Origin of the sequence: Agrobacterium sp. 10MFCol1.1, from assembly GCF_000381165.1 — a bacterium.
GTDB classification, from domain to species: domain Bacteria; phylum Pseudomonadota; class Alphaproteobacteria; order Rhizobiales; family Rhizobiaceae; genus Agrobacterium; species Agrobacterium tumefaciens.
Window position 1 is genome coordinate 381,806 of record NZ_KB906074.1, and the last position, 15,476, is coordinate 397,281.

12 protein-coding genes are annotated in these 15,476 nt (G+C 58.9%); 6 read left to right on the forward strand and 6 right to left on the reverse strand.

The features are described 5' to 3' along the window. Positions 1–188: 188 nt before the first annotated feature. Complete coding sequence (locus tag F617_RS0110220; RefSeq protein WP_003513401.1) at positions 189–656, forward strand: Lrp/AsnC family transcriptional regulator; 468 nt, start codon at positions 189–191, stop codon at positions 654–656. A gap of 31 nt (positions 657–687) precedes the next feature. Here the strand turns inward: F617_RS0110220 and F617_RS0110225 are convergent, their stop codons facing one another. Beyond that, positions 688–1,743 carry a glycosyltransferase family 4 protein gene (locus tag F617_RS0110225; RefSeq protein WP_019565236.1) on the reverse strand — a complete coding sequence of 352 codons (1,056 nt, stop codon included), beginning with the start codon at positions 1,741–1,743 and terminating at the stop codon, positions 688–690. Positions 1,744–1,834: 91 nt separating this feature from the next. Further along, positions 1,835–2,311: a transcription elongation factor GreA gene (gene greA, locus F617_RS0110230; protein WP_003513396.1), complete on the reverse strand. Its 477-nt coding sequence runs from the start codon at positions 2,309–2,311 to the stop codon at positions 1,835–1,837. Between the two features lie 221 nt (positions 2,312–2,532). Between greA and F617_RS0110235 the strand changes: the two genes are divergently transcribed. The 3 genes from F617_RS0110235 (at position 2,533) to F617_RS0110245 (ending at position 6,502) form a co-directional block, all read left to right on the forward strand. Then, positions 2,533–3,765, forward strand: a complete 1,233-nt coding sequence (locus F617_RS0110235; protein WP_013636565.1) for a putative DNA modification/repair radical SAM protein — start codon at positions 2,533–2,535, stop codon at positions 3,763–3,765. Next, on the forward strand, positions 3,765–5,210 hold the full coding sequence (locus F617_RS0110240) for a UdgX family uracil-DNA binding protein (protein WP_019565237.1): 1,446 nt from the start codon (positions 3,765–3,767) through the stop codon (positions 5,208–5,210). The genes F617_RS0110235 and F617_RS0110240 overlap by 1 nt, the downstream gene beginning before the upstream one ends. 152 nt (positions 5,211–5,362) lie before the next feature. Then, positions 5,363–6,502 (forward strand): GGDEF domain-containing protein, encoded by a 1,140-nt coding sequence (locus F617_RS0110245; protein ID WP_026330772.1) that lies wholly within the window; start codon positions 5,363–5,365, stop codon positions 6,500–6,502. 83 nt (positions 6,503–6,585) lie between these two features. Here the strand turns inward: F617_RS0110245 and carB are convergent, their stop codons facing one another. After that, a complete protein-coding gene (gene carB / locus F617_RS0110250) occupies positions 6,586–10,074 on the reverse strand; it encodes a carbamoyl-phosphate synthase large subunit (RefSeq protein ID WP_026330773.1) in 3,489 nt (1,162 codons plus the stop codon). A 156-nt stretch (positions 10,075–10,230) separates the two neighbouring features. Next, entirely contained in the window at positions 10,231–11,097 is an 867-nt protein-coding gene (locus F617_RS0110255; protein WP_019565240.1) for a LytTR family DNA-binding domain-containing protein, read from the reverse strand. 48 nt (positions 11,098–11,145) lie between these two features. On the opposite strand from F617_RS0110255, the gene F617_RS0110260 reads away from it, so the two are divergent. Further along, a complete protein-coding gene (locus tag F617_RS0110260; RefSeq protein ID WP_019565241.1) occupies positions 11,146–11,634 on the forward strand; it encodes a DUF2306 domain-containing protein in 489 nt (162 codons plus the stop codon). Between the two features lie 95 nt (positions 11,635–11,729). Beyond that, positions 11,730–12,659, forward strand: a complete 930-nt coding sequence (locus tag F617_RS0110265) for a neutral zinc metallopeptidase (RefSeq protein WP_003513383.1) — start codon at positions 11,730–11,732, stop codon at positions 12,657–12,659. 30 nt (positions 12,660–12,689) lie between these two features. Here F617_RS0110265 and F617_RS0110270 read toward each other — a convergent pair whose 3' ends face one another. Continuing rightward, positions 12,690–13,169, reverse strand: a complete 480-nt coding sequence (locus tag F617_RS0110270; protein ID WP_019565242.1) for a DUF2938 domain-containing protein — start codon at positions 13,167–13,169, stop codon at positions 12,690–12,692. Positions 13,170–13,369: 200 nt separating this feature from the next. Then, positions 13,370–15,460: a methyl-accepting chemotaxis protein gene (locus F617_RS0110275; protein WP_026330774.1), complete on the reverse strand. Its 2,091-nt coding sequence runs from the start codon at positions 15,458–15,460 to the stop codon at positions 13,370–13,372. Between the last annotated feature and the right edge of the window lie 16 nt (positions 15,461–15,476).

A 15,476-nucleotide genomic window follows, 5' to 3' on the forward strand; every position in this document is an offset into this window, starting at 1 on the left:
ACAGGCCGCAACCCCTTCGTTGCCCGGTATTTAAGGTTGTCTAGTGCCTTTATTCAAGGGCAGCCTTGCGTTACCAACAAGGCAGTTGTGGATGCGCGCGCAATTTTGTGACCGGCCGGCGGCATATTGTTGCGAATCCTGCGCCTGGTAGTACAAGGAAGTTCTCCGGCTTAACGAGGAACCTCTCCGTGACCAGCGTCGAACTCGATGCCATCGATCTGAAAATCCTGCGCGAATTGCAGCGCGACGGGCGCATGACCAACGTGGAGCTGGCCGAACGGGTCGGTATTTCCGCGCCGCCGTGCCTCAGGCGCGTCCGCAAGCTGGAAGAAGCCGACGTGATCGAGGGTTATCACGCCATGTTGAACGCGCCGAAGCTCGGTTTCGATCTGGTTGCCTTCTGCATGGTCGGCCTCAAACGCCAGTCGGACAGCAATCTGAAAGCCTTTGCAGCGGCGACGGCCGGATGGTCGCTGGTGCGCCAGGCCTGGATGGTATCCGGCGAAAGCGATTTCCTTCTGCATTGCATCGCCAGAAACCTGACCGAGTTTCAGGATTTCGTCATCGAGGTTCTGACAGCGGACGAAAACGTCGACACCGTGCGCACCATGCTCACCATCCGTCAGGTCAAGCGCGTCGGTCTGGTGGAAATTTGATCGGCGGACCTTTGAGTGATTGCGCCGGCGCTTACCCGCGCCGCAACGCGTCATAGATCGTGCCGAGGCTCGTCGCCTCTTTTTCCAGCGGAAATGCAGTGCGCACATGCGAAAGTCCGGCACGGGCATGGTCCCTGGCGAGAGCAGGATCGGCAAGATAGGTTTTAATGGCATCCCGCAGGGACGCGTAGTCGCCGGCCTCAACGACCATGCCGGTCTCGCCCTTGACGATCATTTCCTCATAAGCGCCGGCATTGCTGGCAACGACAGCCGTCTCGGAAGCCATTGCTTCCAGTGGTGTCAGGCCAAAGCCCTCGTTGCGTGACGGTGCGACATAGAGGGTTAGCCGCCGATACCAGGGCTTGATGTCGTCCACCTCGCCCTGAAACGCTATGCGGTCCGCAAGACCGGCTGCTGCGACATCGGCCATGAGCTTGTCGGCGAAGGCCTTGTGCTCTGCGGTCACGCGGCCGGAGATGACGGCCGTCCATTCGGGATAGTCGGGCAGAAGTTCGATCATGGCGCGCACGAAAAGGTCTGTTCCCTTCTGGTGGCGCACCCGTCCGAAACATCCGATGAGAAATTGCCCCGGCAGGCCGGTCGAAGCGATCGTATCCTCCGGGCCGGTTGCGGGATGAAACAGCTCGGTATCGACGCCATGCATGACGACGCTGTGTGGTACTTCCAGAAACGAGCCCGAGCGGCCGCTTGTCGCGACGACCGCATCCATTTTTGAAATCAGAAAGCGGGTATAGGCGGAATGTCGCCTTTGCGCCGCCGAGGTGAACATCAGCTTCACCTTCATGCGCAGCACGTCACGCATGAGAATGCCCGGCAACATTTCGAGATTGCGGCGGGCGTGCCAGATGCGCGGACCGCTGAGCGGGCCGTTTTGCCAGAGCCGCCACAGATCACGGAAGCGAACATGTGTCAGATGCTGCGGCAGGCCCGGGCCGATGACGGCCACTTTCTGACCCAGCCGGTTTTGTACCGGAATAAGCTGCACGATGGTGGAGGTAACGCCGGAGAGCCTGCGCTTGAAGTTCGGCGCAAGCACCTGCACATCTTTCAGACTGGCGTGGGACAAGATGGGCTTCCGTCTTTGCGGCTAAGGCAGGATGTTCAGTTCAAGATACCAATGCAATGCGCCCGAGGGGCGCATTGCATGAAAGGGCAGATCAGCCCCACTGTACGGCGAGAATCTCGTAACCCTTGGCGCCGCCCGGTGCGTTGACTTCGATGCTGTCACCGACTTCCTTGCCGATGAGGGCGCGGGCGATGGGCGAGGAAATGGAAATGCGTCCAGCCTTCACATCGGCTTCCTGGTCGCCAACGATCTGATAGATTCTTTCCTCGTCGCTATCCTCGTCGATCAGCTTGACGGTGGCGCCGAACTTGATCTTGGAACCGGACATCTTGGAAAGGTCGATGACTTCCGCGCGTGCGGTCAAGTCTTCGAGTTCAGTGATGCGGCCTTCGTTATGGCTCTGAGCTTCCTTGGCAGCGTGGTATTCGGCATTTTCCGAAAGGTCGCCATGGGCGCGCGCCTCCGCAATTGCCTCGATGATACGGGGACGCTCCTCCTGCTGGCGAAAGCGCAGCTCCTCCTGCAGCTTGATGAATCCACCGTGCGTCATCGGTACTTTTTCTACCATTTTTTTATCCTTCGCAGTCCTGTCGCTTTACTTGCAGACACAAAAAGAAACAGGTTCCGGAGGGGAACTCCGGAACCATGCCAAAATCATAACTAAGCCGACTATATCAGAAGACGACAACGAAATGCCAGCAAATTTGAGACGGGCATTTTCTTGCATTCGTTCAGGGCTTTAACAGATGAGATTGACATTTTTCAATGGAACATATAGTGAACATAACCATGAAGAAGTCAATCAGGCAACGGCTGGCCATTCTTTCCGATGCGGCCAAATACGATGCGTCCTGTGCCTCCAGCGGCACGACGAAACGCAGCTCTGCTGCATCCGGCGGACTTGGCTCCACGGAGGGGTCGGGCATATGCCATGCCTATGCGCCGGACGGGCGCTGCATTTCGCTCCTGAAGATACTGCTCACCAATTTCTGTATCTATGATTGCGCCTATTGCATCAATCGTTCTTCGAGCAATGTCGAGCGGGCGCGGTTTACTGCCGAGGAGGTGGTGTGGCTGACGCTGGAGTTCTATCGGCGCAACTATATCGAGGGGCTGTTTCTCTCTTCCGGCATTATCCGCTCGTCCGATCATACGATGGAAGAGATGGTGCGGGTGGCGCGGGAACTGCGCGTCACGCATGGCTTTCGCGGCTACATCCATCTGAAATCCATTCCCGAAGCATCGCCAAAGCTTATTGAGGAAGCGGGGCTTTACGCCGACCGGCTGTCGATCAACATCGAATTGCCGACTGATAGCGGCGTCAGCCGTTTTGCGCCGGAAAAGCAGCCCGCCAATATTCGCCGCTCGATGGCTGATATCCGCCTGAAGATCGAGGAGGCGGGGGAGCCGACCGTCAGGACGCGAAAGACCAAACGTTTTGCGCCTGCCGGACAGAGCACGCAGATGATCGTTGGGGCGGATGGGGCTGATGACAGCACCATTCTGTCCACCAGCGCCCGGCTTTATGGCAGCTATGGTTTGCGACGCGTCTATTATTCGGCTTTCAGCCCCATTCCGGATTCGTCGAAGAACCTGCCGCTCATCAAGCCGCCTTTGATGCGGGAACACAGGCTTTATCAGGCCGATTGGCTTTATCGTTTTTATGGGTTCGACATTGGTGAAATAACCGCGATCGGCGGTAACGGAATGCTCGATCTCGATATAGATCCGAAGCTTGCCTGGGCGCTGAAAAATCGCGACCGTTTTCCAGTGGACGTGAACGTGGCGGATCGCGAAATATTGCTGCGCGTGCCCGGCTTCGGTACCAAGACGGTCGCCTCGATCCTGTCTTCACGCCGGTTTCGACGGTTGCGGCTGGAGGATATCGCCCGCTTCGGCGTTTCCCTGAAAAAGGTGAAGGCCTTCATCGTTGCCGAGGGCTGGACGCCGGGCAAGCTGACTGAACGGCCGGATTTGCGAGCGATGTTTGCTCCGCAGCCCGAACAATTATCGCTGCTGTGATGTACGGCCCGGTTTTGGAAGGGCGGGGCGATTTCGGCGAGTGGCGTGATGCGGCGCGCGCGGCTCTCGCCGCCAATGTGCCGCCGGAGGCGATTGACTGGCGGTTGCGGGATGAGAAAGCCGGGCTTCTCGATTTTGCCGGAGAGCCTTTGCCGGCGGCCCGTGCGGATGACGTGCAGGTGTCCGTTCCAGCCTCCTTCGTGACGTTGGCGCAAGCGATTATCTGTCATAGCGATCCGGGTCGTTTCGCACTGCTTTACCGGTTGCTGTGGCGGCTGAAGCGGGATCGCGCCCTGTTACAGTTCAAGTCCGATGCGGATGTTTCCGAAGCCCGGCAGCTTGAAAAATCGGTCCGCCGCGATTGTCACAAGATGACGGCCTTTGTTCGCTTCAAGGAATTATCCTTGCCGCAGGGGCAGGGCGGGCGGCGGCGCTTCGTCGCATGGTTCGAGCCGGATCACTTCATCGTAGAGCGCACGGCCCCGTTTTTCCAGCGGCGGTTCACGGATATGGACTGGCTGATCGCAACACCGAACGGCTCCGCGCGGTGGGACGGAAACGTGCTGGAGACATCGCGGCAGGCCGCGTCCAAGCCTGAGCTGACGGATGAAACGGACGAGCTGTGGCGAACCTATTATGCCAACATATTCAATCCGGCGCGTCTGAAGATAAAAGCGATGACGGCAGAGATGCCAAAGAAATACTGGAAAAATTTGCCGGAAGCCGAGCTTATTCCAGGTCTCGTTCTCGGTGCCGAGGCGCGGGTGCTGGAGATGGCGGCGAAGGCTGCTAGCCAGCCGCAACCATTCCATCACCGCCTGCAGGCCGCGGCCTCGGCGCGTGAAGAGCCGCCAGCGGCGCCAGACGGTACGCTCGCTTCATTGGCGCGGGAGGCTGGCCAATGCACGCGCTGCGCCCTGCATTGCAAGGCAACGCAGACAGTGTTCGGCATGGGACCTGAAGATGCGAAAGTGATGATCGTCGGGGAGCAGCCGGGAGATCATGAGGATCTTGCCGGAAAACCTTTCGTCGGTCCCGCTGGTCAGTTGTTCGACCGGACGTTGGTTGAAGCCGGTATTGACCGCAAAAAGCTTTATGTCACCAACGCCGTCAAACACTTCAAATACGAGGCCCGCGGCAAGCGGCGCATTCACCAGCGGCCGGATGCGGGCGAGGTGCAGCAATGCCGCTGGTGGCTTAACAAGGAAATCGAGCTGGTACGGCCGAAGCTTATCGTTGCCATGGGTGCAACTGCGCTTTATGCGCTGACAGGCGGAAAGGAAAAGGTGTCCGAGGTTCGGGGTCGCCCGATACCGATCCAGGAGGAGCGGACGCTTTTTGTCACGGTGCACCCTTCCTATCTTCTTCGCCTTCCCGACTCGCAGCAGAAGGAGGCGGAAATGCAGAATTTCAGGAATGAAATTGATTTTATAAGATTATTCTAATAGACTGTTTTGTGTGTTGCTATGCTATATTGGATGATCATCGCTGTCTTCATCGATATGATTAAATTTTTGTTTATTGGTTATTTTTATTGAAATTTTATACTTGATACCATAATTCAGATATTTATATTTATTCATTGCGTGGATGTATGATGCTCGGCGAACTAGATCTTGCAACAGTGATACTGATGCAAAAGTGTTCTTACATTGTTGGAATGCTGAGTTTTATATATCTGAAGCTCACAAATCGTGGTTTGCACGGCCCGACAGCTCTTGCAGCAGGCTTCGCAGCCATGGCTGCCGGCTCCACGCTCGCTGGGTACGGCGAATGGGGAATAATGTCTCCGGCCTTGTGGCAATTCGGCAGCATCGTCTTCGGTATCGTGGGTTATGCGCTGATCTGGCTTGGCCTGAAAATCGTGAGCGATGGACGTGCTGCCAGCAGGGGGACAGTATCAGCTGTCTGTTTGATTGCCTTGCTGGCAATTGTCCTTGCACAGCAGGTGGCTGACAATAACGCTTATCGTGCGGCCCTGTTCAACGGTTGTGCGGCTGTGGCCTATCTTGCGGGAGCGGGCGGGCTTTTTGCGCGGTGGCGCAAGGAGCCACTCCTGTCCCGCTTCGCGTTGGGCGCGATTGCGGGTATTTCCGGCCTGATTTCGTTGTCGGTGGCAAAGAGCGTGCTTTTGCCCCAATACGCCGCCATCGATCTGGTCAATGCGTTTTTCTTGATCATCATGTTGAACTTCGCCATTGCGCTGTTCGTGATGATGCTGGTAGCCGAGCGGTCAGAGCGCAAATTGCTGGTTCTCGCCAACACCGATCCTTTGACGGGCGTCAAGAACCGTCGTTTTTTCTTCCAGGCCATGCCGGCGGTGCCGGGTCCCAACGATGCGGCGATGCTGCTCGATATCGACCACTTCAAATCAATCAACGACCGCTTCGGCCACGCCGTCGGCGACAGCGTTCTTCAGGAAGTGGCGAAGCGTATCGGCGGCAGCATACGCGGTGGTGACGTGCTGGCGCGTTACGGTGGCGAGGAGTTCATCATCTTCCTGCCGGGTGCCGGTGTTCAAAAGGCTTGCATGATCGGAGAACGCATTCGCGATGCGATTGCGATAACCGAAGTCGATTGCGGCGGTTTGCGTGTCGGTGTGACGATCAGCATTGGCGTCGCAACCAGCGGAGATGCACGCTGCGATCTTCAGACCCTGGCGGAAATGGCGGACCGCGCCCTTTACCGCGCCAAGACGGATGGGCGCAATTGCGTGCGCGAAGCCCTGGCGGCGTGAGGCTTTTGAGCTTTTTGTGAGACAATGCAAAACGCCGCAGGCATGACCCGCGGCGTTTCCATGATCTTCGTTGTCGGCTGATTTTACAGGAAGTAGCTCTGCAAGGGCTTCACTTCCAGATTGCCGGCCTTAAGCGCCTTGATGGCAAGGGCTGCTGCTTCCGCACCGGCCATCGTCGTGTAGTAGGGCACCTTCTGCATCAGCGTTGCGCGGCGCAGCGACTTCGAGTCGGAAATCGCCTTGTTGCTGTCGGTGGTGTTGATGACCAGCTGGACCTGCCGGTTGCGGATGGCGTCTTCGATATGCGGACGACCTTCCTGCACCTTGTTGATCTTCTCGGCGTTGATGCCCTGTTCAGCAAGGAAACGCTGGGTGCCGCCGGTTGCCAGTACCCTGAAGCCGCTCTCGACCAGAATACGGATTGCGGGCAATACGCGGTCCTTGTCGTCGTCGCGCACCGAGACGAAGACGGTGCCGGAGCGCGGCAGGTCGACGCCGGCGCCGAGCTGGCTCTTGGCGAAGGCGAGTGCGAAATCGGTGTCGAGGCCGATAACTTCGCCGGTCGAGCGCATTTCCGGTCCGAGCAGAATGTCGACGCCGGGGAAGCGGGCGAACGGGAAAACGGCTTCCTTGACGGCGATGTGCTTCAGGTTGCGCGGGTCGGGTTTCTTGCCGTAAGCGGCAATCGCCGCATCAAGCTTTTCGCCGGCCATGACGCGGGCAGCGATCTTGGCGATCGGCGCACCGATGGTTTTTGCAACGAAGGGCACCGTGCGCGAGGCGCGCGGGTTGACTTCGAGAACGTAGATCGTGCCGTCCTTGATCGCGTACTGAACGTTCATCAGGCCACCGACGTTGAGCGCCTTTGCAAGCGCCGTCGTCTGGCGTTCCAGCTCGTCGAGGGTTTCCTTGCTCAGCGAACGGGACGGCAGCGAGCAGGCCGAGTCGCCCGAGTGGATACCGGCTTCTTCGATGTGCTCCATGATGCCCGACACGAAGACGTTTTCGCCGTCGCACAGTGCATCGACGTCGACTTCGACGGCGTTGGTCAGGTAGCTGTCGAACAGAAGCGGGTTCTTGCCGAGCAGGGTGTTGATCTGGCCGGTCTTGTCGTTCGGGTAACGCTGCTTGATGTCCTCTGGCACGAGGCCCGGAACCGTGTCGAGCAGATAGGTCTGGAGCTGGCCTTCCGAATGGATGATCTGCATGGCGCGGCCACCCAGAACATAGGAAGGACGCACGACCAGCGGGAAGCCGATTTCCGAAGCGACGAGGCGCGCCTGTTCAACCGAATAGGCGATGCCGTTGTTCGGCTGGGCGAGGTCGAGCTTCATCAGAAGCTTCTGGAAGCGGTCGCGGTCTTCGGCAAGGTCGATCATGTCAGGCGCGGTGCCGAGGATCGGAATACCGTTCTTTTCCAGCGCTTCGGCCAGCTTCAGCGGCGTCTGGCCGCCGAACTGCACGATGACGCCGACCAACTCGCCCTTTTCCTGTTCGGCGCGCATGATCTCGATCACGTCTTCGGCCGTCAGCGGTTCGAAATAGAGGCGGTCGGAAGTGTCGTAGTCGGTCGAAACCGTTTCCGGGTTGCAGTTGATCATGATCGCTTCGAAGCCTGCATCCTTCAGCGCGAAGGCAGCATGGCAGCAGCAATAGTCGAACTCGATGCCCTGGCCGATACGGTTCGGACCGCCGCCGAGGATGACGACCTTCTTGCGGTCGGAAACCTGCGCTTCAGAGCGGGCGGCGCCGACGAAGGGGATTTCATAGGTCGAATACATGTAGGCGGTGGGTGAGGCGAATTCTGCCGCGCAGGTATCGATGCGCTTGAAGACCGGGCGAACATTGAGGCTGTTGCGCAGTTCGGCCACCTCCTTCGGGCGCTTGCCCGTCAGAATTGCCAGGCGGGCGTCGGAAAAGCCCATGGCTTTGAGCATGCGCAGGTTCTCTGCGTCCTGCGGCAGGCCTTGCTCACGGACACGGGCTTCCATGTCCACAATTGCCTTGAACTGGGCGATGAACCAAGGGTCGATCTTCGAGTTTTCGTGGACTTCCTGTTCCGTCATTCCCATGCGCAGCGCCTGGGCGACCATGCGCAGGCGATCCGGCGTCGGTGTGCCTATGGCGGCGCGGATGGCGTTCTTGGAGCCTTCGCCCTCTTCGAAGCCGGGGATTTCGATTTCATCGAGACCGGTGAGGCCGGTTTCCATGCCGCGCAGCGCCTTCTGCAGCGATTCTGCGAAGGTGCGGCCGATGGCCATGACTTCACCGACGGACTTCATGGCCGTGGTGAGGATCGGCGAGGCGCCCGGGAACTTCTCGAAGGCGAAACGCGGGATCTTGGTGACGACGTAGTCGATCGACGGTTCGAACGAGGCAGGCGTCGCGCCGCCGGTGATATCGTTTTCCAGCTCGTCGAGCGTATAGCCGATGGCGAGCTTGGCGGCGATCTTGGCGATCGGGAAGCCGGTTGCCTTGGAGGCGAGAGCGGACGAGCGCGAAACGCGCGGGTTCATTTCGATGACGACGAGGCGGCCGTCTTTCGGGTTGACGGCGAACTGCACGTTCGAGCCGCCGGTTTCCACGCCGATCTCACGCAGCACCGCAATCGAGGCGTTGCGCATGATCTGGTATTCCTTGTCGGTCAGCGTCAGCGCTGGCGCAACGGTGATGGAATCGCCGGTGTGGACGCCCATCGGATCGATGTTTTCGATGGAGCAGATGATGATGCAATTGTCCGCGGTGTCGCGGACCACTTCCATCTCATATTCCTTCCAGCCGAGAACCGATTCTTCGACCAGCACCTCGGTGGTCGGCGAAGCGTCGAGGCCGCCCGAGACGATGTCGAAGAATTCGGAGCGATTATAGGCAATGCCGCCGCCAGTGCCGCCGAGCGTGAAGGACGGGCGGATGATGGCGGGCAGGCCGACATGGTCGATCGCCTGGGCGGCGATTGCAATCGCATGCGCCATGTAACGCTGCTTGCGGTCGGTCTCGCCAAGGTTCCACTGGTTTTCCAGATCGTCCAGCGCCTTGTCCAGTTCCGCACCGGAAAGCTTCGCCTTGAGTTCGGCGCGGGCAGCTTCGTGCTTCTTGCGGTCGGCGTCCTTGATTTCAGTGGCGTTGGCCAGCATGGACTTCGGCGTTTCGAGGCCGATGCGAGCCATGGCCTCGCGGAAGAGGGCGCGGTCTTCGGCCATGTCGATGGCTTCGGGCTTGGCGCCGATCATTTCCACATTGTAGCGGTCGAGAACGCCCATGCGCTTCAGGGACAGCGCGGTGTTGAGCGCGGTCTGGCCGCCCATGGTGGGAAGCAGCGCGTCCGGACGTTCCTTGGCGATGATCTTGGCGACGACTTCCGGGGTGATCGGCTCGACATAGGTTGCGTCGGCGAGGCCCGGATCGGTCATGATGGTGGCCGGGTTGGAGTTGACCAGAATGACCCGGTAACCCTCTTCCTTCAGCGCCTTGCAGGCCTGGGTGCCGGAATAGTCGAATTCACATGCTTGGCCGATGACGATCGGTCCTGCGCCAATGATGAGGATGGACTTGATATCTTGGCGCTTCGGCATGGCTCTCTCGTTCCGCGTTTTGGTTGCGCAAAACACCAGCCAGGGTGAAAGATCACCGGCCGGGGCGCGCAATTCAAAGTTTTCAGGCTAGAAGCGGCTTATAGGCAAATGTTTTTGAGAACGGAACCCCATAAATTCCGGAATCGACAGAAACTCTTAACCCGCCGGTGTATGCGCGGCGAAACGGGCCTGGACGGCCGCGCTATGGGAGCGGCTGACGGGTATTTCCGAACCGTCTCTTGTAATGACGTGCAGACGGCCAGCCTGTTTACGCAACGAGACGACGTCGGAAATGGCAATCCAGTGGGAACGGTGCACCTGCAAGCCTTCCGTGAGGCCTATTTCTTTCAGCGCATCGGCAAAACGCAGCAGAACGAGCTGATGGCCGCGCGTGGTGACGATTTCGGTATAGTGGTCCTGCACCGACAGCCGCAGCAATTCTCCGCGCTTTTGCGGCGGAAGCCGCTCCAGCAGCGGCGCGATGCTTTTCACCTCACCTTTGGCATCTCCATTCGGGTCCGCAACGGCATCCGTTGCCGTTGCGCGTGACTGGCAGGCCGTGAGGTAGCTCAGCAGGCAAAAGATGGCGCAGAGCGGCAGGGCCGACATGCTGCTTTTCAGAAAGGCGGCGAAACCCATTTCCCTGCCGGAAAAGATTTGGTTCATGATGGAAAGCAGCAGCCCGATGGGCAGGGCTGCCGTCAGCGAGCCGATCATCATGCGTGTCAGCATATTTTCAATGCTGCTGGCAAGGATGGTGTTGGCGAGGATGGAAAAGGATATTGCGAACGTCCATGCGCCAGCCTGAACGATTGTCCAGTAAAGCAGCCGGTCGGCGAAACTCATGGTCTCACTTGTCCCGAAAGGGCCGGTCAGAATGAAGATCGCCAATATGGCAAGGAAGGTCAGCCACAGTCTGCGCGATTGCAGGATGGCGTGCATTTCACGAAGCGTGGACTGCAAAGAGAGGTGATCCACGAAGTTTTCCTGCGGTTGACGCCAATGCGTTTTTCTTTCGCGCATGTTTTGCCGAAGTTAGCGATAATTTCAACCGGGTCAAAACGCTTCACCATGTCACTTCAGCCTTTGCTAGACGCACCGCTTGCCGTGCAATTCCATGTCGCCACCGTTGTTCCGGCCGCGATTCTCGGCGCCTTCATTTTCCTTCGCCCCAAAGGAACCGCCATCCACCGGCTACTCGGCAGGATCTGGGTGACGCTGATGGTCATGACGTCCGTTTCGACCTTCTTCATCCATGAATTGAGGGTGTTTTACGGTTTCAGCCCGATTCATCTTTTATCGGTTCTCACCATATATGGCTGTCTGCAATCGGTCCTTTTCGCGCGCAGGGGCGAAATCAGGCGCCATATGAGGATCATGCAGAGTGTTTATCTCGGCGGTATCGTCATCGCAGGCGGTTTCACCTTCGTTCCGGGGCGGATCATTCACGAGGTTGCTTTCGGTGACGGTCAGCCGGGTCTTGTGGTGCTTTTCGCGGGCGTGTTCGCGTTTGCCCTGCTGTCTCTGACCGTCTTCACGCAAAGGCGGCGAGCCTCCTGAACGAATGCACCCACCTCCGCTTTCTTCCGGAACAAGATGTATTATAGTGCCGTTATAAGGTTGCCTGTTGAGGCGACGTTTGCGGAGAGAAAAGCATGGAATGGAGAGGGCGCCGCCAGTCGGACAATATCGAGGATCGGCGCGGCATGTCGGCGGGATCGGGGCCATCCGGCAACGATCCTTTTTCGCGTGGCGGAATGCGCGTGCCGATCGGGCGCCGCGGCGGCGGCATCGGCATTGGCGGTCTTCTGCTGATCCTGCTGATAAGCTGGGTGCTTGGCATCAATCCGCTGACGCTGCTTTCGGGCGGAGACATTTCACTGGATGGGGGCGGTACCACGCAGCAATCCGGCCAGCAGGCGGGCACTCGGCCGCAGGGCCAATCGTCCGACGAGACGACGGCTTTCGTGCGCACCGTGCTGGCTGAGACGGAAGATACGTGGAGCGGCATTTTCCAGTCCGCCGGCGAGACCTATCAGAAACCGACCCTTGTGCTGTTTTCCGGGCAGGTTGCGTCTGCCTGCGGTTCTGCCTCTGCGGCCAGCGGCCCGTTCTATTGCCCTGGTGACCGAAAGGTCTATCTCGACACCAGTTTCTTCAGTGAACTGGACAAGCGTTTCGGCGCGTCTGGCGATTTCGCGCAGGCTTACGTTATTGCGCATGAGGTGGGCCACCACGTCCAGAACCTGACCGGTGTCCTGCCGGAGTTCAACCGCCGCCGCCAGTCCATGAGCCAGGTGGACGCCAACAAGATGTCGGTGCGTGTGGAGCTTCAGGCCGATTGTTATGCCGGTATCTGGGGCAAGTTCACCGAACAGAAGGGCATTCTGGAAACCGGTGACCTTGAGGAAGCGCTCAACGCTGCCCACCAGATCGGCGACGACACCCTGCAGAAGCAGACTCAAGGATATGTGGTGCCTGACAGTTTCAACCACGGCACGTCGGCGCAGCGCATGGAATGGTTCAAGCGCGGCTTCCAGAACGGACGCGTCGAGGACTGCGACACCTTTTCGGCGAATATCTGAGGAGAGGGGGCTTTTCAGCCCCCTTTTCGTTTAGCGCATCAAGAGCGCCACGACATACATGCCGAGGGCGAAGATGGTATGGGCCACAAGGTTGAGTAGGCGAACCTTCGTGGGATTCGGTGTCTTCGATGCGGCCCAGCCAATGCCGAGTCCCGGCTGCAGCAGGAACCAGCCAGCGCCCACCGTTATGATGCCGACGATCCACGGCGCTATGAAGGACGGGTTTGCAAACCAGGCGGCCGGGACCACCAGAGCAAGAATGACGCCATAGAGAATGCCGACGGCATAATGCGAGACCCAGCCGAGCGCCAGTTCATGCTCGTAGGGTTCAGCCGTGGCGATGCTGTCGTGAAATATCCTGCCTTTCGGCACATGCCAGAACCAGCGGCCGACCGGTGCCCAGTTCGGGGCGGACTGGCCGAAAAACCGGTGCAGCACAATCGCCCATATATCCATAAAAACGGTGCCACCCACCCCCATGGCAATACCGCGCCAAATCAAATCCAGCATAGATCCCTCCGCAAATCATGATCGATCAAGCTCTAGCTGATCGTGTGAGTGGCGGGAACAGGGTTTTTCGCGTGCTGAGGGCGGACAAGAAAAATGGCCGGATCGCTCCGGCCATAATGAAGACTGAAACGTCTCCTCCGTCATGCCGGACTGGATCCGGGGTAACGGTGCGATTGTCTCACCAGTGAGCTATTTTCGGTCTACGCAGCACGCCCATATTCAGCCTGCCGCCGCGTTGCCGTGGCGAGCTGGAACTGCGCAAGCAATTCGTTGAGCGCCGCCGCTTCCGAGGCGAGGCCGTGGCTTGCCGCAGTCTGTTCTTCGACCATGGCGGCATTCTGCTGGGTGCCCTGATCGATGGTGTTGATGGCGGTGTTGATTTCCTGAAGTCCGGTGGACTGTTCGCGCGACGACGTTACGATGGCGTCGATATGGCGGTTGATCTCCTGGACTTCGCGGACGATGGTTTCCAGCGCCTTGCCGGCATTGCCGACGAGATCGACACCGGATTGCACCTGCGATGTTGAGGCGTTGATCAGCGTCTTGATCTCCTTCGCGGCATTTGCAGAGCGCTGGGCAAGCTCGCGCACTTCCTGTGCGACGACGGCAAAACCCTTGCCTGCCTCACCGGCGCGGGCGGCTTCCACGCCGGCATTCAGCGCAAGCAGGTTCGTCTGGAAAGCGATTTCGTCGATCACGCCAATGATGTTGCTGATCTCCGACGACGATTTTTCGATGCCTTCCATGGCGCGAACAGCGTCCTCGACGATGATGCCGGACTGCTCGGCATTGTTGCGCGTGCGGTCTACCAGACGGCCTACCTCTTCGGCACGGCGGGCGGAATCCTTGACCGTCGTGGTTATTTCCTCAAGCGCGGCCGCAGTCTCCTCGACAGAGGCGGCCTGCTGCTCGGTGCGCTTGGCCAGGTCGTCGGCAGACTGGCGGATTTCTCCAGCACCGGCATCGATTGCGCGTGCATTCTGGCCGACTGTGCTCAAGGCAACGTTCAGCTTGGCGACCGAGTTGTTGAAGTCGTCGCGCAAGCGGTCGATGCGGGTCACGAAAGGTGTCTCGATCCGGTAGTTGAGGTCGCCGTTCGAAAGGTGCGTCAGTCCCTTTGCCAGCGAATCGACTGCGAACTGGATGTCGGCCGCGTCTTTCGCCGCCAGTCGTTCGCGGTCGTTGCGCTCCTGTTCGGAAAGCGTGCGGTTCTGTTCGGCGTCGCCTTCAAGACGCAGACGTTCCGTGGCGTTCGATTTGAATACGGCAACCGCCGCAGCCATCGAGCCGATCTGGTCACTGCGCTCCTGGCCGGGAATGGCGACATCGAGATTGCCGGCGGCAAGCCTTTCCATGGCAGCAGTCATCTGCGTGACGGGGCGAACAATGAAACGGCTGAGAACGGTTGCCAGCAGGGCGATCATGATCGCGGCGGCAAGGATCGTGGCGATGGTTGCCGCGAGGCGAAATTGGCCGATCGCGCTGTAGGCGACGTCGGAATCGACAACGAAACCGAGATACCAATCGACCGAGGGCAGACCGGCGACGGGAATGAAGCTGGTGATCTTGCCCTTGCCGTCGATCTCGGTTTGCGAAATCGCGGAAGAAATTGCCGGTGTATCAACCTTGAAGAGATCGGTCAGCGGCTTGTCGACGAATTTCGCATCGGGATGCATGAGGATCTTGCCGTCCTTGCTGACGAGGAAGGCGTATCCATCCTTGCCGGCATCCACCGACTTGATCATCGTGACCAGCGAATCCAGCGAGAAGTCGCTACCCGTCACGCCGGCCAGCTTGCCGCCGATGGACACGGGAATGGCGGCAGTGATGATAAGGCCGCCAGTCGACGCATCGCTATAGGGCTCGGTCAGTACTGGCTTGCCGGCCTTGACGGAGTCCAGATACCAGGGACGCTTGCGCGGGTCGTAGCCTTCCGGCAATGGCAATTTCGGGAAAGTCGTGAAACTGCCGCTTTCGGCATTGCCGAAATATGTGGACATGAACTGAGCCGTCAGCACGTCGTTCTGGAGGAACTGCAGCTTGGCGTCGTCATCTGGGAGCTTGGCGAGCGTCTTCGCAACCGTTTCGGTCAGCATGATGCGGCCGTTCAGCCAGTTGGCGATGCTTTGCGCTGCCTGCTTGCCGGACGAATCGATATTTTCCGCCACGGCTTGCGTTGTCACCTGGTGTTGAAGACTGTCGATATAGAAGGAAAAGCCGGCAAAAGCGGCGACGACAAGCGATGACGCCGCAAACAGAATGCGCGTCATGAGATTGGTTTTTTTGGGCAAGCTACACGTCCTTGGA